Origin of the sequence: Tenacibaculum skagerrakense, from assembly GCF_004345825.1 — a bacterium.
In the GTDB taxonomy this organism is placed as follows: Bacteria; Bacteroidota; Bacteroidia; order Flavobacteriales; family Flavobacteriaceae; genus Polaribacter; species Polaribacter skagerrakensis.
In genome coordinates, this window is the sequence record NZ_SLXM01000004.1 from 234,824 (window position 1) to 255,349 (window position 20,526).

The following is a 20,526-nucleotide window of genomic DNA, read 5'->3' on the forward strand; positions in this document are numbered from 1 at the left end:
ATTGTTACTAAAAGTCGTTTATAGTAGTTTTATCTTATATTAGAGCAAACACATTAATTAATGAAAAATATATTACTACCTGTCGACTTTTCAAAAAATTCTCTAGATGCTTTGTTCTATACAATAAAGTTATTTAAAGATAGATCTTGTAATTTTTATATTTTACACACATTTGAAGTAAAAACACCGTTTTTTACGAGTAGACTTAATAAGGAGAAAGGAAGATTAACGTATGAAAATAATCTAGAATCAGTAGAGGATCAATTCAATGATTTATTGATGGATATTTCAGAAATTCCGGAAGCAGAAAACCACTCATTTAAAACCTTAGCTATTACTAAACCATTAATACAAACTATTCATAAAACAATAGAAATGAGAAATATTGATTTGGTGATAATGGGTACCAAAGGAGCGAGTGGATTAAAAGAAGTATTATTTGGTAGTAATACTGTGAAAGTATTAAAATCAATATATAATACGCCATTATTAATCGTTCCTGAGGAAGCTGATAAATTCACATTAAATAAAATAGCATTTGCTACAGCTTTTAAAAATGGGTATAAAGAAAGTTCATTAGCTACTCTCAGCATGCTTTGTGATCTATTTAAGTCTGAACTAGACATAGTTTATCTTGATAATCAAGAGCCATTAACTTCAGAGGAAACAGAAAATAAAAAGACTTTAGAAAAAGCTTTAGATGGTGTTAACTATAACTTTACGTTTGTAGATAAGACTAAATCTACAGAAAAACATATTAGAGAGTATGTCGGAGGTCTAGATTTTGATCTTTTGGTTATGATTAAGTACGGACATGATGATTTTTATAACTGGACCAACGAACCAGTTATTAATAAATTAGGATATCGTACGAAACTTCCTTTTTTAATTCTACCAAATGAATAAGTGAATTTTGTTATGCCTTGTAATAAAAATCGATTAGCGAACCTAAATAAATAAAAAAATGAGAGATAAATGGACACTAGAAGAACTTAAAGCATACTTGCTTATTTATGCTATGAATGCAGATAAAAAATTAACGCAAGAGGAAGTAGAAGTGATTAAACGTTATGTGAGTCCTAAAACATTTATAAAGGTGCATAATGAGTTTGATAATGATAAACATCATCAAAGAATAGAAAAAATTAACGCAGCAATTAAAAGTCTAAATCTTACCAAAAATGAAATTCAAAATTTATTCTATGATGTTGAAGAGGTTTTTAATGCTGATAAAGACTTTTCTATAGTAGAAAGAAATATTGCAATAGGATTGAAAAGGATTTTAGATTTTTAGAATAAGAATGCTATCTAAAATAAAAGAAAATGATAATTTAACCCCTTGAATTAATTTCTAGTAAATAGAATTAATTAGAGGGTTTTACCATTATACAAGCATTCATAAAGAAATTATCCTTGTCAATATTTTCTATAAAGAAATCGTTAAGTTCTTTTTCAGATGTAATCTCACCTTTAAGTAGTTCAGGATTTACCTCGTAAAAACGTAAAGTGTCTTTTTCAACTTCATATCCGTAAAAAAGATTGTTACTTCCCGTAGTTGATATAATGTTGATTATGTTATACTCTTTTATTTTTAGGGAATACGCTTTTAGTACTTCGTTCGTATCGAAAACCAGTTGATAGTTGAAATCGTCAAGAGCTTTAATTTTTAAGGTATCGCTATCTTGATTAATGATACATGGAGTTGTCCAAGTGCCTAATAAATCGTTATCTATTTTATCTTTTTTAGGAAGTCCAAATTTAGATTCTAAAGTACATCCTGTAATAATAAATAATAATAATAAGCTAATTTTAAAAATTGATTTTATCATGACGTCGTTTTATTAATATCACGCGATTTCTTTGTTAAACTCTACACTGAGTTTCGCAAGTAAAACGAGTTCGGATTTATTTTTTTGAGAAAAAGAGCTTGCAATTTTACCAGAGGTTTCTATAATTAAAGCTTTAATGTCTGGTGTAAAGAAATACGAATGATTTTGATAGTATTCTATAAAATCGTTATAACAATCTTCCGATGTTGCATTTTTACTAAACAACCAATCAAAAACAATTTCTATTTGATACACTGTGTCCGTACCAAAAACATCAAACGTTTCATCAACTTGTAACCAATTTTCTTTTACTACTTTTTTTAAAACCTTTAACTCTTCAGGAGCAACAATATTATCGGCCTTAGCAACAGCATAAAATATTTTGGCAATATTTTGATAAAATGTAATATTTAGGTTTTTGGCATTCATTTCTAGATATTTAGTTACAAAACTAAAGCAGGGTTAAAGGATGAGAAATGATAAAAGTCAGTTTTGTATTTTTTAGAAAGAACTTATCTTTACTGGAAATACAAATAATTAATGTTTTCAAAAGAAGATAAAGTCGTTTTTGATACCCTTTTTGAAGCAGTTTCTGAAGCTGTAGTTGTAGTAGATGAATTCCAGAAAATCACAGTAATTAACTCCTCTGCCGAACAAATGTTTGGCTATAAAAAAGAAGAGTTATTGAATGAGCATTTAGAAATACTAATTCCTCAAAAGTATAAACAACATCATGGTACTCATTTTAAAAGTTTTCTTGGTACAAAAGAAAAAAGACAAATGGGAACAGGTAGAGATTTATATGCAGTTCACAAAGAAGGAAATGTTTTTCCCATTGAAGTTGGTTTAAATCCGCTTGAAATACAAGGAGAAAAATACATTATGGCGTTAGTGGTAGATATTTCATTAAGAAAGCATCAAGAACTTGAAATTTTAGAGTTGAATACGAAGCTAGAAAACAAAGTAAAAGAGCGTACACGAAATTTAAAAACAACTGTAGAAGAGTTAGAAAAAATTAATATAGAGCTAGATAAAGAGAATAAAAGAAGGATAGAAGCTGAACAAAAAGCTAAAGTTGCATTAAAGAAAGAGCGAGAATTGAATGAATTAAAAACTAAGTTTTTGTCTTTAGTATCTCATGAGTTTAAAACGCCTCTAAGTGGTATACTTACTTCTAGTATGTTATTAGCAAAATATAAACTTACCGAGCAACAAGATAAAAGAGAGAAGCATTTGTCTGTAATTAACAATAAGGTTCATTATTTAAATAACATTTTAAATGATTTTCTTTCTATTGAAAAATTAGAAAAAGGAGAAGTAAATTACAATCTTTCTAGTTTTAGCGTAAAAGGCGCTATTGAAAAAACAATTGAGAACTTAGGATTATTAAGAAAAAGCGGACAAATTATTGTTGTAGAAAGCACAGCTGATGAAGCCCTAATTTATCATGATGAAAAGATTATGGAACTTACGTTATCTAACTTAGTGAGTAATGCTATCAAATATTCACCTGAAAACGCAACAATTACTATTACGTTAGCTCAAAACGAACAAGAAACATTAATACAAGTTATTGATAACGGATTTGGTATTCCAGAAAAAGATCAAAAAAATATTTTCCAACGCTATTTTAGAGCAGAGAATGTCTTATTAAATCAAGGAACAGGAATTGGATTGAATATCGTAAAAAGTCATTTAGAAAATTTAGGAGGAACAATTACATTTGTAAGCGAAGAAAATAAAGGTTCAGCCTTCTCTATAAAACTACCAAATAAAGCCCGAGTATGAAAACCATTTTACTAATTGAAGATGATGTTACGTTAAGAGAAAATACGGAAGAACTTCTAGAACTTTCTGGGTATTATAAAGTCATTACAGCTGCTAATGGTAAAATAGGTGTTGCTAAAGCTATTGAAGAAGTTCCTGATATTATTGTTTGTGATATTATGATGCCAGAGTTAGATGGCTATGGAGTTCTTGAAGCTTTATCTGAAAATGCAGCAACGCAGTTTATACCTTTTATCTTTTTATCTGCCAAAACGGAAAGAGGTGATATTAGAAAAGGAATGAATTTGGGTGCCGATGATTATATTACTAAGCCTTTTACAGAGGAAGAACTATTAGAAGCAATTGAGAGTAGATTGGCTAAGTCGTCAATTTTACAAGAAAGAAGAGAGTCGTCTCAGCCTACAGAAGAAGAAGGAGTTTTAAGAAGTTTAAACGATTTAAAAAATTTCTTTGATGATAATGGAAAAGTATTTGAATTTAAAGAAGATGAGTTAGTTTATAAGGAAGGAGATAACTCAAACTACATTTATTTGGTTACAAAAGGAGCGGTAAAATGTTCAAAATTAAATGAGCAAGGAAAGAATTTAACCACCTCATTATACAAAGAAGACGATTTATTTGGATATACTTCTTTTTTACAAAACCAAGCGTACCAAGAAACGGCAATAGCCATTAGTAAAACAGAATTGGTTGGAATTAAAAAGTCTGAGTTAGTAAACGTACTTCAAAACAATCATAAAGTTGTACTAGAATTAGTCGATTTACTTACAGATAATTTAACAGATGTAAAAGATCAATTATTAGATATGGCGTATAATTCCGTTCATAAAAAAACGGCAGATACCTTATTAATGTTTGCAGAGAGAATTAATAGAAAACCAGAAGATCCAATAAAAATTTCACGTTACGACTTGGCAAGTGTTGCCGGTATAGCTACCGAAACATTAATTAGAAGTATCTCTAAATTAAAGAAACAAGGATTAATAGCTATTGAAGGACGAAATATTAAAATTTTAGATTTAGAAGCATTGAAATTAGTTGAATGATGATTTTTGTCATTTTTTAACCTATCTTGGATGGATACTTTTACCTAGTAATATTTAAGTGATTAAAAGTGTTTACCATGAAAAACATTCTTTTTTTAACCGACTTTTCCGAATCTTCAATGGAAGCAATACATTATGTATGTACAATGTTTTCTAAAGAAGATAAAAACTACTTTATACTTAATGTTAGTAAAGCAGGAAGTCTATCTTTATCAAGCTTGATGAGTTCTGAGAGTATTTATGATACGGTAATTCGAGATAACAAGGAGAAGTTAAAGATCATCAAACATACGCTAGAAGAGCAATACAAAACTAACTTTAAAGTAAGTATCCGTTTTAATAGTTTTATTGACGCGGTTGAAGAGTATGTTTCGAAACATAATATCGATTTAATTGTTTCTGGTTTTGACGGAGCCAATAGTATTGAAGAAAAAATATTTGGAAGCAATACACTTAATCTTATTCGTTCTTTAGAGACGGATACATTAATCGTACCGCAAGAAGTAACCCATGCAACAACAAATTCAGTGCTTTGTTTGTTAGATGAACAAGATAATTTACGTATTGTTTTAAAAAAACCGTTCTTAAAAGATAAAAAGTTAAACATTGTTCGCATTGTAAACAATGGTAATTATAGCGAAGCAAGTAAAGATCAATTTTTAGTAAAAGAGCATTCAAATGTAGATTATAAGGTAATCGCTAATATTCCAATGGAATATGTGAAATCGTATGAAATGCAAACTAAAAGTATCGATTTATCGGTGCTGTTGGTACAAGAATCATCGGTTTTAGAGCGTTTGTTTACAGATAATTCTACTACAAAAATTAGTAAGAGTTTACTAAAGCCAATCCTAATTTTACATCAATAAAGTTTAAAAATGAAAAACACAAAAATAATTTTCTCAATTCTATTCGGTTCAGCTGTTATATTTTCTTGTAAACCAAATTCTGAAAAAAAAGATGAGGTTAATTCGGTTATGCACGATTCTATAGTACATGATGTAGATACGCCAATGATGGAAACCGATTCTCTATATTTAAAAGGAAACGAATTAAAGGTTATTCCAATTAAAGAAGTAAAAGATGATGCATTAGTAGTTCAAAAATATCTTGAAAGCAGACGTTTTAGAAAAGAGACAGAAACTTATATAATTGATTTTTGTTATCCTTACTTAAAAGAAGACGTAAATCCTAAATTCAAGCTTTTTAATGAGTATGTTAAGAATGATCTTTTAAAGTTACCAGAGATTGAAAGAAACATTATTGAGAGTCAAGAATTGTTATGTGATACTTTAAATGTTAAATTAACTAACGAACACAGAGTTGCAGATTATAAAGTGTTTCTCCAAAATGAAAAGGAGTTAAGTGTGTTGTTTTATTTAGAAAATCATTACACCCATACGAAGTCTACTTACTATACTTTTAAAACGGTAAATTTTGATATGGTTAATGGGAAGTTATTAAACTTTGAGGATTTTTTTGATACTGATGATACCCAAGAAGCACTAGATATTATCAATATGGAAATTAGTACTTCTATTAGAAATGGAGATATGTTTTACGAGTGTTTTACAGTAAGTAAAGAAGATTTTGAAAACGCAAAAAACGATTTTGTGTTTAAAGACAATAGCATCATATTTTATTTTAACGATTGTGTTATGTGCCCTGCTTTTGTAGGAACGTATGAAATAGAAATTCCATTAGAACGTTTTAAACCGATACTAAAAAAGGAAATAATAGAAGAACTAGGAGTTTGATAAGCATTGTTCAAATTCTACAGCTAGAAATACCAAGCAAGATGTTTATCATCTTGCTTTTTTTATTAAAAAAACTAAAAAAATCGATAAACTGATTTATATCATTACACAAAAATCAAATTGTCAATAGCTTTGTTTAAAACAAAAAGATAAACGTTATGGCAAACATTAATATTCAGTTCATTCAAATGACAACCAGTGATAATTTGGAAATTTTCATTTTAAAAAAGCTAGAAAAGATTACTAAGTTTTACAATAATCTTATTGATATTAATGTATATATCAAATACGAAAATAGTTCAGAAAATAAAGGAAGGATTTGTGAGGTTGAAATGAAACAACCAGGACTACATTTATTTGCATCTGCAAATGAAGAAGATTATCAAGTTGCTGTTACTAAAGCAGTAGATCAAGTTAAAAGACAGTTAGATAAACATAAGGCAGCTTAATTTTAATTACTCATCTATTAAAACTTACTAAAAATGAAAAACATTTTAATACCTACCGATTTTTCAAAGAATGCCACAGATGCAGCTAAATACACGTTAAACTTGTTTGAAAATGAAAACTGTAAGTTTTATCATCTTCATTCTGTAGATGTAGAAGTATCTAAATTGAATAACTTAACTCATAAGTTTACACAATCTATTAGAGAAGAAGCATTGATTAAGTTAAATAAGTTGAAATCGTATTTCACTATTACAGATAGTAAGTTTACTAATAGACAAAAAACAATTTTAAGCTTTGATAGTTTGGTAGATGCTGTTAAAGTAAATACTAAAAAGCATAATATCGATTTAGTAGTCATGGGAACTAAAGGAATGACCGGTTTGCGCACTATGCTTTTTGGAAGTAATGCGGTAAATGTTATAAATAAATCAGAAGATTGTGCCACTTTAATTGTGCCAGACGAAATAGAGTTCCAAAAAATTAAAAAAATTGGTTTTCCTACCGATTTAAAAGTAATATCTCCTAAAATTATTGAAGAGGTAAAGTTTTTAGCAGAATTACACAATGCTACCATTATGATTATGCATATTACAGATGCTGAAAACTTAACTGAAGAACAATTTGAAAAGTTAGAATATTTAAAGAAAGAGTTTGAAGGAGTAGATCATTATTTTCATGTAATGCCGATGTATAATAAAATTACAGATGAGATTTTAGATTTTATTGAGGATGTTGAAATAGACTTATTAGTCATCTCTAAAAATGAACATAGCTTTATTGAAAAGATTTTTAGAGAGCCAGTTATTGAAAAACTTGGGCATACTATAAAAATACCATTAATGGTAGTTCCACAAAACAATTAATCTAAAGCATAAAAAATGAGAACGGGAATTTGGTTAGATAGGCAAAATGCATTCATTGTAAAAATAGACCAAGATGTAGAGAGTTTAGTAGTGCTAAAATCTGAATTAGATAATAAAGATTTCGAAAAGGATTTGAATCAGTTAAAAGAGTATTCTAATTCTATACTACATGAAGTTGATAACACAGAAGAATTAGTACTTGTTGGTCAAGAAGAAATGCTAGAACATTTTCATAAGCATATTGAAAGCACCAATAAAAACCTATTTAATAAAGTTATTGCAATTAGAGAGGAAGATAACATTACTGAAAATCAAATTAAGTCATATGTAAAAGATTTTTTTAAAAAAGAAATAAAAGTATAGTTAAGTGTTAGGACAACACGTAATTAGTTTTTAATAGTTGATAGTTAGTAACATAGTTTTGTGTTAGTGAAAGGGTTTAATCGAAGGGGTTAAACCCTTTTTTCATGCTGAATTTATTTGAGAATCAAGAAGGTAATTATCGAGATTACATCATTTCATTTGTAATGATGCATTAGGCGAAACTATCATTCCGAGAACCTTTATCCTGAATTTATTTTGAAGGACATAGAATTCGTAATTAAAGACAAGTTGTAGTTCTCATTTGTCACTTCGAGTGAGCTTTATGAACCTAAAGTAAATAAAGGTTGTATCGAGAAGTATTTCATTCTGAATTTATTTCAGAATCAATTACCAAGCAACCGAATTCCATCACTTAAAACCGAACTAAAATTCAATTCAATTTGAAGCCTGACAAATATCATAGTTTATCATTGCAACAATTCAAATCTTTGCCATGGTTAAACGGATAGTATGAAATCAACTTGTTACCATTGTGGAGACGATTGTGAATCTAAAGCAACAATTACTTTTGACGAAAAAAGTTTTTGTTGTAACGGTTGTAAAACAGTATATGAAATCTTTTCATCAAATGATTTAACCTGTTATTACGACTTACAAAATAGTCCTGGAGCAACTCCTGAAGATATCAAAGGCAAGTACGATTACTTAGATAATGAGGATATTATTGAGAAGTTACTAGAATTCAATGATGCTACTATTCAAGTTGTAAACTTGTACATTCCTCACATTCACTGTAGTTCTTGTATTTGGATTTTAGAAAACATGCAAAAATTGCATGCTGGCATTAAAAGCTCTCAAGTAAACTTCCCTAAAAAGAGTGTAAGAATCTCTTTTTCTAAAGATGAAATTTCTCTAAAGCAAACGGTAGAATTATTAAGTTCTATTGGTTATGAACCATACATTTCTTTAGAAGATTATAGTGCAGAAAATAAGAAAGTAGACCGAAGTATTATATACAAATTAGGAGTTGCTGGATTTGCCTTTGGGAATGTGATGTTAATGTCGTTTCCAGAATATTTTGAAGTAAACGAGTTTTGGTTAGAACAGTACAAACATATGTTCCGATGGTTGATGTTTGCTTTTTCATTACCAGTAGTATTTTATGCAGCTCAGGATTATTTTATCTCGGCTTATAAAGGAATTCGTTCGAAATTATTGAATATAGACATTCCAATTGCCTTGGGAATCATCGTGTTATTTGTTCGAAGTTCTGCGGAAATTATCCTAGATATTGGAAGTGGTTTTTTTGATAGTTTAACTGGGTTGGTTTTCTTTTTATTGCTAGGGAAATTCTTCCAACAGAAAACCTACAGCTATTTATCGTTTGTACGTGATTACAAATCATATTTCCCAATTGCAGTAACTAGAATTGTTGGGAATAATAAGGAAGAGAATATTCAAATTTTTGATATTCAAAAAGGAGATCGATTGTTAATCCGTAATCAAGAAATCATTCCGGTAGATAGTGTGCTAATGAGTAAACATACCGAGATTGATTATAGTTTTGTAACAGGTGAAGCTGTTCCGATAGCAAAACAATCGGGAGATAAATTATTCGCAGGTGGAAAACAGGTTTCAGGTGCCATTGAAATTGAAGCCATGCATGCGGTAGAACAAAGTTACTTAACGCAATTATGGAGTAACGATGTTTTTAAAAAAGACAAACTTTCATCATACACAAGTATTACTAATAAAATCAGCAAAAACTTTACAATAATAGTATTGTCAATTGCTTTATTGGCGAGTTTATATTGGTTTGTAGTTGATTCTGCAAAAGTACTAAATGTGTTTACGGCGGTATTAATCATAGCTTGTCCTTGTGCAATTGCCTTGGCTGCTCCGTTTACATTAGGAAATATGTTGCATATTTTCGGAAAGCGAAAGTTCTATTTAAAAAATGCATCAGTCATAGAACGTTTGGCAGAAATAAATGCGTTGGTTTTTGATAAAACAGGAACATTAACAACCAATAAAGATACAGCAATTCGTTATGAAGGAACTGAATTGAATACTGAAGAAAAAGTACAATTAAAATCGACTTTACGAACCTCAAATCATCCGTTAAGTAGAACGATATATAATTCTCTAACCACCGTAGAAACGGTAGTTCCAAAAATAGTAAAAGAACATGTAGGAAAAGGAATTGAAGCGGTTGTAGAACATACCTTGGTAAAAGTTGGTTCTGCTCCTTTTGTGAAGAATGAAGGGAATCAGAATACAGATACTTCGGTGCATGTAAGTATGCAAAACGGATACAAGGGAAAGTTTACTTTGAAGAATAGCTATCGAAAAGATGTAGATAAAGTGTTTAATGAGTTTTCTTCGTACGATTTGTCAGTTGTTTCTGGTGATAATGATGGAGAACAAAAACGATTAGGAGCATTGCTAACAAAGGATACCAAGTTAGTTTTCAATCAAAAACCAGAAGATAAATTAAAATACATCGCTGCGTTGCAACAAGATGAAAAGAAAGTAGCCATGATTGGTGATGGATTGAATGATGCAGGAGCTTTGCAACAGAGTGATGTGGGTATTGCTATTTCTGAAGATATCAACGTGTTTTCACCAGCTTGCGATGCTATTTTAGATGGGAAGAAATTTGAGCAATTGCCTGCTTTTATAAAAGCATCAAAACAAGCTGTTCAAATTATTCATTATTGTTTTATTATTTCTATATTTTACAATATTATCGGGTTGTACTTTGCGGTAACCGGACAATTATCTCCAGTTATTGCGGCAATTTTAATGCCGTTAAGTTCAATTAGTATTGTAGTATTTACTACCATTGCAACAAATATTTTAGGAAGAAAAATCAAATAATGAATATGGAAATACATAAATATATCGATCATACGCTACTTAAAGCTACAGCAACAGAATCAGAAATTATAACACTTTGCGCAGAAGCAAAACAATATAATTTTTATGCAGTTTGCGTGAACGGTTCTTATGTAGAATTAGCCGCTGAAGAATTAGCAGGAACTAACGTGAAAGTAGCCGCGGTTATCGGTTTCCCATTAGGAGCTATGACTACCGAGGCAAAGTTGTTTGAAGCAAAGAATTGTATTGAAAACGGGGCATCAGAAATTGATATGGTTATCAATGTAGGAAAACTACTAGAAGGTGATTATGAGTATGTAGAAAAAGAAATTTATTTGATTAAAGAAGCAATTGGAGGGAACATTCTGAAAGTCATTTTTGAGAACTGTTACCTATCGAAAGAACAAATTAAAAAAGTGAGTGAATTAGCCTTAAATGCGGGTGCAGACTTTATCAAAACATCCACAGGATTTGGAACTGGCGGCGCAATTTTCGAGGATGTTCAATTAATGAAAGAGGTAGTAAAAGATAAAGTTCAAATTAAAGCTGCTGGAGGCATACGAGATATTGCTACAGCTAAGAAGTATATTGAAATGGGAGTAACTCGATTAGGAACATCATCAGGTGTTGCGTTAGTTACTTCAGGAGTTTCGGATTCAAAAGGGTATTAATTTATTGTCACCTCGAGTGAGTTTTATGAACGTAAGAGAATAAAGATTGTATCGATAGGTGTTCAGGAGTTCAGAATTAGTTCTCGATATAAAATTGATTTCGGTTACCCTTATCAATTTCACTCGAACTGACATTTAAGTTTTCTAAATAATACTAAGGAATTCGAAGGATTTAAGTTTGATTTTGTCACTTCGAGTATTTTGACTGAAAGGCAAAATGTATCGAGAAGTGTTTGGGAGTTCGAAGCTAGTTTCTGATATAAAATTGATTTCGGTTACCCTTATCAATTTCACTCGAACTGACATTTAAGTGTTCTAGATAACAATAAGGAATTCTAAGGATCTAAGTTTGATTCTGTCACTTCGAGTATTTTGACTGAAAGGCAAAATGTATCGAGAAGTGTTCAGGATTTCGGAATTAGTTCTCGATATAAAATTGATTTCGGTATTCCTTATCAATTTCATTCGTAATGACATAATAAGAGCAATCTATAAACCAACAAAAAAACAAATAAAAATGAGCGTACATATAGAAGCAAAAAAAGGAGACATCGCAGAAACAGTATTGTTACCAGGTGATCCGATGAGAGCAAAATGGATTGCTGAAACTTTTTTAGAAAATCCAGTTTGCTATAATGATGTACGCGGAATGTTAGGATTTACAGGAACCTATAACGGAAAACGAATTTCTGTACAAGGAACAGGAATGGGAATTCCTTCTGCCTTAATTTATGCGCATGAACTTATTAATGATTACGGAGTGAAAAACTTAATTCGAGTTGGTTCGGCAGGTTCGTATCAAAAGGAAGTTAAGATTCGTGATATCGTAATTGCCATGGCGGCTTCTACAAACTCCGGATTAAACACCATTCGATTTAACGGAGCTGATTTTGCGCCAACAGCTAGTTTTGAATTGTTTCAAAAAGCGATAGAAGTAGCTAAAGAAAAAGGAATTCCCCTAAAAGCAGGGAATATTTTAAGTTCAGATGAGTTTTACGCGGATGAATTTGAAAGCTATAAAAAGTGGGCAGCTTATGGTGTGTTGTGTGTTGAAATGGAAACCAACGGATTATACACAGTTGCGGCGAAACACAAAGTAAATGCACTTAGTATTTTAACAATTTCGGATAGCTTGGTTACAAAAGAAAGAACCACGGCAGACGAACGAGAACAAACCTTTAAAGAAATGATTGAGATTGCTTTGGAATTGGCGTGAGTTCAACAAAAAAGCAAACAAAAAGATATAATTCACATGAAATCACTAATTCAAAAATATAATATTCCAGGCCCACGTTACACTAGTTATCCAACCGTTCCCTATTGGGATGAAACTACGTTTTCAAAAGAAAAATGGATTGAAAGTTTCAAACTATCGTTTAAAGAGAGCAATACAAAAGAAGGAATTAGTTTATATATTCATTTACCTTTTTGCGAAAGTTTATGTACGTTTTGTGCCTGTCATAAACACATTACCAAACGCCACGAAGTAGAAGAACCATACATCAACACTCTGTTAAAAGAATGGGATTTGTACAAAGCTTATATGAATGAAGCTCCTGTAATTAAAGAAATTCATTTAGGTGGTGGAACTCCGACATTTTTTGCAAGCAGTCAACTGCAAAAATTAATGAACGGATTGTTAGAAGAAAGTATCAAACATCCAGATTTTGAATTTAGTTTTGAAGGACATCCGAACAACACAACCAAAGAACAATTACAAGCTTTGTATGATGTTGGATTCACTCGTGTGAGTTATGGAGTACAAGATTACAATCCTCAAGTTCAAAAAGCCATTCATAGGATTCAGTCCTACCAGCAAGTGCAATTGGTTACAGAATGGGCAAGAGAAATTGGATATACTTCGGTAAGTCACGATTTAATCTTCGGATTACCATTTCAAACGCGTGAAAGCATTACCGATACCATTTTAAAAACCAAGGAATTATTACCTGATCGTATTTCGTTTTACAGTTACGCACATGTGCCTTGGGTAAAAGGAGTTGGGCAACGCGGATTTAGTGAAGAGCATTTACCGAAAGATGATGAGAAACGTGCGTTGTATGAATTGGGTAAACAGCTGTTAACAGATATTGGTTATCACGAAATCGGAATGGATCATTTTGCCTTACCATCGGATTCTTTATACAAAGCTACAGAAGAGCAAACCTTGCATCGTAATTTCATGGGATATACCTCTAGCAAAACGCAATTAATGATTGGTTTAGGAATGTCATCTATTAGCGATTCTTGGTACGGATTTGCTCAAAATGTAAAAACGGTAAAGGAGTATCAATCGTTGGTAGAACAAGGAGAAATTCCTGTATTTCGTGGACATATATTAAATGAGGAAGATTTAGTAATTCGCAAGCATATTTTAAACATTATGTGTCATTTTCAAACAGATTGGAAACAAGAAAATGAGATGTTCACAGAACTACCAAAATCTTTAAATTTATTGGAAGAAATCGCGGCAGATAAACTTATTGATATCAAGAATGATTCCATTCAAGTACGAAAAGAAGCACGTCCATTTATAAGAAATATTTGCATGGCTTTTGATATGCGATTACAACGTAAACAACCCGAGACAAAGTTGTTTTCTATGACGATATAGGTTTATTCTGTCCCGAAGTTTCGGGATTTTCAGTATCAATTATGAATTTTTAATTACGAATTGTCACATCGAGTTAAATCATGAGAAATGAAATGTATCATGATTTTGTATCGAGATGTAATTTGGAATACAAAACTCGTTCTCGATACAAAATTGTTTTCACTGCGTTCCAATCAATTTCACTCGAACTGACAGTTGAATTCCTTTGTCACATCGAGTGAAATCATGAGAAATGAAATGTATCATGATTTTGTATCGAGATGCTATTTGAACAATTTCTTCGATAAATTAGGCAACTCCTCGAACATATTATTAATCAACGCTTCCTTTTTTGCTCTAGACCATTTCTTGATTTGCTTTTCTTTTATAATTGCTAAAGCAACCTCTTTAAATTCAGTGTAAAAAACTAAAACAACAGGACGCCGTTTAAAAGTATAACTGTTTTTATATTTTCCTATTTGATGCTCCTCAATTCTTCTAGATAAATTAGATGTAACTCCAACATAATATGAGTCATCAGAACATTTTAAAATGTAGACAAAGTATTTTTTCATAGCATAACAAAAGTACTATTATTAATTTAATATCACATCGAGTGATTGTTATGAGGGTTTTAGTAGCCCAATGTCACATCGAGTGATTCTTTGATGCGATAGCAGCAAAGAATTGTATCGAGATGTAATTAGGAACTCCAAACTTGTTCTCGATACAAAATTGTTTTCCATTGCGTTCCAATCAATTTCACTCGAACTGAAAGTTGAACTCCACTGTCACATCGAGTGATTCTTAGATGCGATAGCAACAAAGAATTGTATCGAGATGTAATTAGGAACTCCAAACTTGTTCTCGATACAAAATTGTTTTCCATTGCGTTCCAATCAATTTCACTCGAACTGACAGTTGAACTCCACTGTCACATTGAGTGATTCTTACGTGCGACAGCAGCAAAAGAATTGTATCGAGATGTAATTAGGAACTCCAAACTCGTTCTCGATACAAAATTGTTTTCCACTGTGTTCCAATCAATTTCACTCGAACTGACACTAGGATCATTATAAAAAAAAACAAAAAACCGTAGCATTACACTACGGTCAATATAAACAACGAGAAGAACTGATATGATTACACAGCTTCACCAGTAATATCATCATCAATAGGTAAATCAATCGGACTATCAGTACCAGAAGAAGTACGATTATCCACTACGAGATTATACTGCTTTGTTAATACATCAATCTCATCAATAATAATACTATAAGCAGCATTGGTATTCAAAACTTGATGTGCTTGAATATGACTAATTAAAACTCTATATGCTACAGTAGCTTGCGAACGTAACTCTACTAAATTAGCAAGCGGATTTGCTGCAGTATCTCCTACTCGTTCTAAATACTTAGAAGCAAATGCAATATTTGCTGTTTTTAATTCGGTCAACCAATCTGTTAAACTAAGTTCGGTTACAGCAGTGACCAATTCGGGTTGCGACTCAAAATCGGTAATTAAACTGCTTATAATAGCCGTTTCCTCTTGGTAACTTTTACGGGTAATATCTTTGCCATATTTCTCAATAGCGCTTAGCGCATTTAAAGCATGCACTTTTTTTGCTGCATCGTAATGATAGCTGAACCCGTTAATCACCGATTTAAATCCCATAAAAGCCTTGTCTCTTCTATCGTCAAGTTCAATAATTCCTTGTGTTAAAGAGCTTCCTAAACTTTGCTGAAAAGCATTGTCAATTTGGGAAACAATGCCTGTAAGTGCATTACGTTGATTCGTTAATAATAAGGTATCAACATCTTGTTTGTTTACTAATTCTAGAACATCTTTCATGTATTGTAGATATTCTCCATTGCGATAACGCGTTACATACGGTGTTGTCATAATTACAATTTTTTAAATTAAACATTTTCTTTTTGCAAAAGCCGATTGAAAATCAACTTTGTAGCACTACTAAGATAACGGAGAAATAAGCAAGTAAATGATATACAGAATGTTAATAAAATCTAAAAGCAAGTAAACGATACAATATTTAAAGTAAATGTTCCATTTCATTGAGGGAAATTCATTCTGTCCCGAAGTTTCGGGATTTTCAGAATCAATTATGAATTTTTAATTACGAATGAACACGTCATTACGAGGAGGGTACGACGAAGTAATCTTTTGTTTTCGAAGTTAAGATTGCTTCACTTCATTCCATTCCGCTCGCAATGACGAAGCTGTAGAAACCGTCCTACAGAGATTGAACCTTAAAATCCACCGCAAGAAACGGAAAAAATGAAAAGCTGTTTGAATGCGACCAACGGGAGTATGAGTTCTTTTCATTTCGTTTCGAGGATGAGGTTTTAAGAGAGAAAATCTATGAAGACTAGATTTTTTTGGTTCTTTTTTCATCAATGGAAAAAAGAATGATCATTTGTCATTACGAGGCTTGTACCAAATTTAGTTTGGTAACAAGACGAAGTAATCTTTTGTTTTCGAAGTTAAGATTGCTTCACTTCGTTCGCAATGACGAATACCTGAATAAAACGTCATATAGAGATTGAACCTTAAAATCCACCGCAAGAAACGGAAAAAATGAAAAGCTGTTTGAATGCGACCAACGGGAGTATGAGTTCTTTTCATTTCGTTTCGAGGATGAGGTTTTAAGAGAGAAAATCTATGAAGACTAGATTTTTTTGGTTCTTTTTTCATCAATGGAAAAAAGAATGATCATTTGTCATTACGAGGCTTGTACCAAATTTAGTTTGGTAACAAGACGAAGTAATCTTTTGTTTTCGAAGTTAAGATTGCTTCACTTCGTTCGCAATGACGAATACCTGAATAAAACGTCATACAGAGATTGAACCTTAAAATCCACCGCAAGGAACGGAAAAAATGAAAAGTTGTTTGAACACGACCAAGGGGAGTGTGAGTTCTTTTCATTTCGTTTCGAGGATGAGTTTTTTAAGAGAGAAAATCTATGCAGACTAGATTTTTTTGTTTAGTTCACTTCATTTTTATTGGATTAAGTGTTCATGAATCTTCTTGCGTCGATTTCATTTTTCATCAATAGAAAAAAGAATGAATAAGATGTTTTATTATCGACAGAATTCAATTCGCAATGACAACAATAATAACGTCATTACGAGGAGGTACGACGAAGTAATCTTCCATTTTCGAAGTTGAGATTGCTTCACTTCATTTCATTCCGTTCGCAATGACGATTTGATACTATCACATCAAGTACTCCTTAAAAACAACAGCAAAAAAGAAGAATACCAAGATAAAACCCCTCCACGAACTTCGCCGAACCTATTGTTGGTTTGCGAAAGTGCCAGCGAACTTCGCTGATGAAATTGTACTCTTGCGGAAACGTCAGCGAACTTCGCTGATAGAATTGTACGCTTGCGAAAGCTTCAGCGAACTTCGGGGATGGAATTGTAGGTTTGCGAAACCTCCAGCGAACTTCGCTGATGATTTTGTAAGTTAAAATCTACTTGACTTATTAAAAATGTAATTGTTTTTTTTATTTTAGAGGGTTGTTATGATAGAATAAACACTACCAAATAAATTAATCAAATTTCATATTATAATAAATGAGTAAAAGGGTTACAACAGAGGAAATTAATGGTGTAGTTTGGCAAGCCTGCGATACGTTTAGAGGAGTAATAGATCCAAGTCAATACAAAGACTATATTTTAGTAATGCTATTTTTAAAATACGTATCAGATGTATATACAGAAAAACATAATGAGTATTTAAAAAAGTACGATGGAAATATAGAAAGAGCCAACAGAGCTATGCAGTTAGAACGTTTTGTAGTACCAGAACATAGTCACTTTAACTGGTTGTATGACCAAAGGAACGAGCCCAACATAGGCGAGCTAATAGATATTGGATTAGCAGACTTAGAAGAAGCCAACCGAGAAAAACTAACCAGTTCAGATGGTGCAGGGATTTTTAGAAACGTAAGTTTTAACAGCAGTAACTTAGGAGATAAGAAAGATAAAAATGCCCGTTTAAAAAACTTACTACAAGACTTTGCAAAGTTAGATTTAACACCATCGCATTTAGAAGGGAACGATATTATTGGTGATGCGTATGAATACCTAATTAAAAACTTTGCTAGTGATGCTGGTAAAAAAGCAGGAGAATTCTATACTCCAGCAGAAGTTTCTACTTTATTAGCAAAGCTTACCAAATCTAAACCTGGAGCCAGAATTTACGATCCTACTTGTGGTTCTGCCTCACTTTTAATAAAAGCGGGTAAAGAAGTTGGCGATACGAACTTCTCGTTATACGGACAAGAAGCGAACGGAAGTACCTGGGCTTTAGCAGTAATGAATATGTTTTTGCATGGGTTTGACAATGCCAATATCCGTTGGGGAGATACCTTACGTAATCCAAAACATTTGGAGGGTGATGCTTTAATGAAGTTTGATACCGTGGTAGCAAATCCACCTTTTTCTTTAGATAAATGGGGGCAAGAAGACTTACAAGATGACAGATTTGAACGTTTTCATAGAGGATTACCACCAAAGAGTAAAGGCGATTGGGCGTTTATTACTCACATGATTGAAAGTGCGTATAAAGATACGGGTATGATTGGCGTGGTAGTACCCCACGGTGTTTTGTTTAGAGGAAGTGCCGAAGGAAAAATAAGAACGAAAATAATTGCAGATAATTTATTAGATGCGGTTATAGGGTTACCAGCCAATTTGTTTTTTGGAACAGGTATTCCTGCGGCTATTGTGCTATTTAATAAAGGTAAAGAAGAACGCACGGAAACCTTGTTTATAGATGCTAGCCAAAGCTTTGTGAGCGACAAAAACCAAAATAGATTATTGCCCGAACATATAACGCGTATTATACAAACGTACACTCAATTTAAAGAAAACAAACTTACAGCAGGTGTTATAGAAGATAAGTATAGTTATGTGGCTACTTTAGAAGAATTAAAGGAAAACGATTATAACTTAAACATACCGCGCTATGTAGATACCTTTGAAGAAGAAGCGGAAATTGATATTTGCCAAGTACAGCAAGATATTACAACTTTGGAAAAGGAATTAAGCGAAGTACGTGGAACTATGGAGAACTATTTAAAAGAATTGTGTTTATAATGGCAGTTGTAGAGGAAAGAGCAGGCTACAAAAAAACAAAATTAGGTTGGATTCCTGAACTATGGGGAGTAGAAGAAATTGGAAAGTATGCTAATATACAGACAGGAAACAAGGATACTAAAGATAAAGAAGAAAATGGAAAATTTCCTTTTTTTGTTAGGTCGCAAAAAGTAGCAAGAATTAATACATTTTCTTTTAATGGAGAAGCTGTTTTAACATCTGGAGATGGTGTTGGTGTAGGTAAAGATTATCATTATATTCAAGGTAAGTTTGATTATCATCAAAGAGTTTATGCACTAACTGACTTTGATGAAGATTTGTATGGTAAATATTTCTATTATTATTTTTCCTGCTTTTTTTATAGAAGAGTTTATCGTTTGAGTGCAAAAAATTCTGTTGATTCTGTTAGAATGGAGATGATTCAGAAAATGAACTTACCTATACCCCCAATCCAAGAACAAAAAGCTATAGCCAATTGTTTATCCACATGGGATACTGCGATAGAAAAACAAACCCAACTGATACAAGCAAAACAAACCCAAAAGAAAGCCTTAATGCAACAATTGTTAACAGGTAAAAAACGTTTGCCTGGGTTTATTGAGGAGTGGGAAGAATATAAGTTTAATGAGATAGTTGAAAGGGTTACTAGAAAAAATAAAGAGTTGGATGATACCGTAGTAACAATTTCAGCACAAAGAGGATTTGTATTACAGGAAGATTTTTTTAACAAGAGAGTTGCTAGTAAAACTTTATCAAATTATACTTTAGTTCACAAAGGAGAATTTTGCTATAATAAAAGTTATTCAAAAGGATATCCTATGGGAGCATTTAAAAGACTAGATGATTTTGAAAAAGCGGTTGTCACTACACTTTATATATGCTTCAAATTAAAGAAAAATGTGAATTCAGATTTTATGAACCAATATTTTAATGGAGGTAGGATGATTAAAGGTTTAATGAGAATAGCCCAAGAAGGTGGTCGTGCGCACGGATTATTAAATATTAGTTTACCTGATTTCTTTAATTTAAAAGTGATGATTCCAGAAAAGAAAGAACAAACTGCTATTGCTAATATATTAAATACAGCAGACAAAGAAATTGAGTTATTACAAGCGCAATTAACACAACTACAACAACAGAAGAAAGGATTAATGCAACAGTTGTTAACGGGTAAAAAGAGGTTGAAGTATTAAAAATAAATA

19 protein-coding genes are annotated in these 20,526 nt (G+C 31.8%); 15 read left to right on the plus strand and 4 right to left on the minus strand.

Annotated elements, in window-relative coordinates; genetic code table 11:
- The first annotated feature begins 60 nt into the window (after positions 1-60).
- Together EV195_RS08740 and EV195_RS08745 are read left to right on the plus strand one after the other, a co-directional pair.
- A complete protein-coding gene (locus tag EV195_RS08740) occupies positions 61-906 on the plus strand; it encodes a universal stress protein (protein ID WP_132794568.1) in 846 nt (281 codons plus the stop codon).
- A gap of 58 nt (positions 907-964) precedes the next feature.
- Positions 965-1,294, plus strand: a complete 330-nt coding sequence (locus tag EV195_RS08745; RefSeq protein WP_132794569.1) for a hypothetical protein — start codon at positions 965-967, stop codon at positions 1,292-1,294.
- A gap of 70 nt (positions 1,295-1,364) precedes the next feature.
- Here EV195_RS08745 and EV195_RS08750 read toward each other — a convergent pair whose 3' ends face one another.
- On the minus strand, positions 1,365-1,829 hold the full coding sequence (locus EV195_RS08750; protein ID WP_132794570.1) for a hypothetical protein: 465 nt from the start codon (positions 1,827-1,829) through the stop codon (positions 1,365-1,367).
- 18 nt (positions 1,830-1,847) lie between these two features.
- Positions 1,848-2,258 (minus strand): hypothetical protein, encoded by a 411-nt coding sequence (locus EV195_RS08755; RefSeq protein ID WP_132794571.1) that lies wholly within the window; start codon positions 2,256-2,258, stop codon positions 1,848-1,850.
- Positions 2,259-2,369: 111 nt separating this feature from the next.
- Here EV195_RS08755 and EV195_RS08760 point away from each other — a divergent pair, with 111 nt between their 5' ends.
- The 11 genes from EV195_RS08760 (at position 2,370) to hemN (ending at position 14,222) form a co-directional block, all read left to right on the plus strand.
- A complete protein-coding gene (locus EV195_RS08760) occupies positions 2,370-3,617 on the plus strand; it encodes a PAS domain-containing sensor histidine kinase (RefSeq protein WP_132794572.1) in 1,248 nt (415 codons plus the stop codon).
- Positions 3,614-4,663 carry a response regulator gene (locus EV195_RS08765; RefSeq protein ID WP_132794573.1) on the plus strand — a complete coding sequence of 350 codons (1,050 nt, stop codon included), beginning with the start codon at positions 3,614-3,616 and terminating at the stop codon, positions 4,661-4,663. Before EV195_RS08760 ends, EV195_RS08765 begins: the two co-directional genes overlap by 4 nt.
- A gap of 77 nt (positions 4,664-4,740) precedes the next feature.
- Complete coding sequence (locus EV195_RS08770; RefSeq protein ID WP_132794574.1) at positions 4,741-5,532, plus strand: universal stress protein; 792 nt, start codon at positions 4,741-4,743, stop codon at positions 5,530-5,532.
- 9 nt (positions 5,533-5,541) lie between these two features.
- Entirely contained in the window at positions 5,542-6,420 is an 879-nt protein-coding gene (locus EV195_RS08775) for an RsiV family protein (RefSeq protein ID WP_132794575.1), read from the plus strand.
- 158 nt (positions 6,421-6,578) lie between these two features.
- Positions 6,579-6,869 (plus strand): ribosome hibernation-promoting factor, HPF/YfiA family, encoded by a 291-nt coding sequence (hpf, locus tag EV195_RS08780; RefSeq protein ID WP_132794576.1) that lies wholly within the window; start codon positions 6,579-6,581, stop codon positions 6,867-6,869.
- A 33-nt stretch (positions 6,870-6,902) separates the two neighbouring features.
- Positions 6,903-7,733 carry a universal stress protein gene (locus EV195_RS08785; protein WP_132794577.1) on the plus strand — a complete coding sequence of 277 codons (831 nt, stop codon included), beginning with the start codon at positions 6,903-6,905 and terminating at the stop codon, positions 7,731-7,733.
- 15 nt (positions 7,734-7,748) lie between these two features.
- Positions 7,749-8,096 (plus strand): hypothetical protein, encoded by a 348-nt coding sequence (locus tag EV195_RS08790; protein WP_132794578.1) that lies wholly within the window; start codon positions 7,749-7,751, stop codon positions 8,094-8,096.
- 471 nt (positions 8,097-8,567) lie between these two features.
- Positions 8,568-10,937, plus strand: coding sequence for a heavy metal translocating P-type ATPase (locus EV195_RS08795; protein WP_132794579.1), 2,370 nt, complete (start codon positions 8,568-8,570; stop codon positions 10,935-10,937).
- Between the two features lie 5 nt (positions 10,938-10,942).
- On the plus strand, positions 10,943-11,608 hold the full coding sequence (gene deoC, locus EV195_RS08800; protein WP_132794580.1) for a deoxyribose-phosphate aldolase: 666 nt from the start codon (positions 10,943-10,945) through the stop codon (positions 11,606-11,608).
- Positions 11,609-12,125: 517 nt separating this feature from the next.
- Positions 12,126-12,824, plus strand: coding sequence for a purine-nucleoside phosphorylase (gene deoD / locus EV195_RS08805; protein ID WP_132794581.1), 699 nt, complete (start codon positions 12,126-12,128; stop codon positions 12,822-12,824).
- A gap of 36 nt (positions 12,825-12,860) precedes the next feature.
- Positions 12,861-14,222, plus strand: a complete 1,362-nt coding sequence (gene hemN, locus EV195_RS08810) for an oxygen-independent coproporphyrinogen III oxidase (RefSeq protein WP_132794582.1) — start codon at positions 12,861-12,863, stop codon at positions 14,220-14,222.
- 263 nt (positions 14,223-14,485) lie between these two features.
- Here the strand turns inward: hemN and EV195_RS08815 are convergent, their stop codons facing one another.
- Together EV195_RS08815 and EV195_RS08820 are read right to left on the minus strand one after the other, a co-directional pair.
- Positions 14,486-14,776: a GIY-YIG nuclease family protein gene (locus EV195_RS08815; RefSeq protein ID WP_132794583.1), complete on the minus strand. Its 291-nt coding sequence runs from the start codon at positions 14,774-14,776 to the stop codon at positions 14,486-14,488.
- A 568-nt stretch (positions 14,777-15,344) separates the two neighbouring features.
- On the minus strand, positions 15,345-16,103 hold the full coding sequence (locus EV195_RS08820) for a DUF6261 family protein (RefSeq protein ID WP_132794584.1): 759 nt from the start codon (positions 16,101-16,103) through the stop codon (positions 15,345-15,347).
- Between the two features lie 1,694 nt (positions 16,104-17,797).
- Between EV195_RS08820 and EV195_RS08825 the strand changes: the two genes are divergently transcribed.
- Together EV195_RS08825 and EV195_RS16670 are read left to right on the plus strand one after the other, a co-directional pair.
- A complete protein-coding gene (locus tag EV195_RS08825) occupies positions 17,798-19,324 on the plus strand; it encodes a type I restriction-modification system subunit M (protein ID WP_132794585.1) in 1,527 nt (508 codons plus the stop codon).
- On the plus strand, positions 19,324-20,517 hold the full coding sequence (locus EV195_RS16670; RefSeq protein WP_165915705.1) for a restriction endonuclease subunit S: 1,194 nt from the start codon (positions 19,324-19,326) through the stop codon (positions 20,515-20,517). Before EV195_RS08825 ends, EV195_RS16670 begins: the two co-directional genes overlap by 1 nt.
- The last annotated feature ends 9 nt before the right edge of the window (positions 20,518-20,526 follow it).

Coding starts and splice junctions, on each gene's coding strand:
- EV195_RS08740 (WP_132794568.1), top strand. CDS start 61: ATGAAAAATATATTACTACCTGTCGACTTTTCAAAAAATTCTCTAGAT.
- EV195_RS08745 (WP_132794569.1), top strand. CDS start 965: ATGAGAGATAAATGGACACTAGAAGAACTTAAAGCATACTTGCTTATT.
- EV195_RS08750 (WP_132794570.1), bottom strand. CDS start 1,829: ATGATAAAATCAATTTTTAAAATTAGCTTATTATTATTATTTATTATT.
- EV195_RS08755 (WP_132794571.1), bottom strand. CDS start 2,258: ATGAATGCCAAAAACCTAAATATTACATTTTATCAAAATATTGCCAAA.
- EV195_RS08760 (WP_132794572.1), top strand. CDS start 2,370: ATGTTTTCAAAAGAAGATAAAGTCGTTTTTGATACCCTTTTTGAAGCA.
- EV195_RS08765 (WP_132794573.1), top strand. CDS start 3,614: ATGAAAACCATTTTACTAATTGAAGATGATGTTACGTTAAGAGAAAAT.
- EV195_RS08770 (WP_132794574.1), top strand. CDS start 4,741: ATGAAAAACATTCTTTTTTTAACCGACTTTTCCGAATCTTCAATGGAA.
- EV195_RS08775 (WP_132794575.1), top strand. CDS start 5,542: ATGAAAAACACAAAAATAATTTTCTCAATTCTATTCGGTTCAGCTGTT.
- hpf (WP_132794576.1), top strand. CDS start 6,579: ATGGCAAACATTAATATTCAGTTCATTCAAATGACAACCAGTGATAAT.
- EV195_RS08785 (WP_132794577.1), top strand. CDS start 6,903: ATGAAAAACATTTTAATACCTACCGATTTTTCAAAGAATGCCACAGAT.
- EV195_RS08790 (WP_132794578.1), top strand. CDS start 7,749: ATGAGAACGGGAATTTGGTTAGATAGGCAAAATGCATTCATTGTAAAA.
- EV195_RS08795 (WP_132794579.1), top strand. CDS start 8,568: ATGAAATCAACTTGTTACCATTGTGGAGACGATTGTGAATCTAAAGCA.
- deoC (WP_132794580.1), top strand. CDS start 10,943: ATGGAAATACATAAATATATCGATCATACGCTACTTAAAGCTACAGCA.
- deoD (WP_132794581.1), top strand. CDS start 12,126: ATGAGCGTACATATAGAAGCAAAAAAAGGAGACATCGCAGAAACAGTA.
- hemN (WP_132794582.1), top strand. CDS start 12,861: ATGAAATCACTAATTCAAAAATATAATATTCCAGGCCCACGTTACACT.
- EV195_RS08815 (WP_132794583.1), bottom strand. CDS start 14,776: ATGAAAAAATACTTTGTCTACATTTTAAAATGTTCTGATGACTCATAT.
- EV195_RS08820 (WP_132794584.1), bottom strand. CDS start 16,103: ATGACAACACCGTATGTAACGCGTTATCGCAATGGAGAATATCTACAA.
- EV195_RS08825 (WP_132794585.1), top strand. CDS start 17,798: ATGAGTAAAAGGGTTACAACAGAGGAAATTAATGGTGTAGTTTGGCAA.
- EV195_RS16670 (WP_165915705.1), top strand. CDS start 19,324: ATGGCAGTTGTAGAGGAAAGAGCAGGCTACAAAAAAACAAAATTAGGT.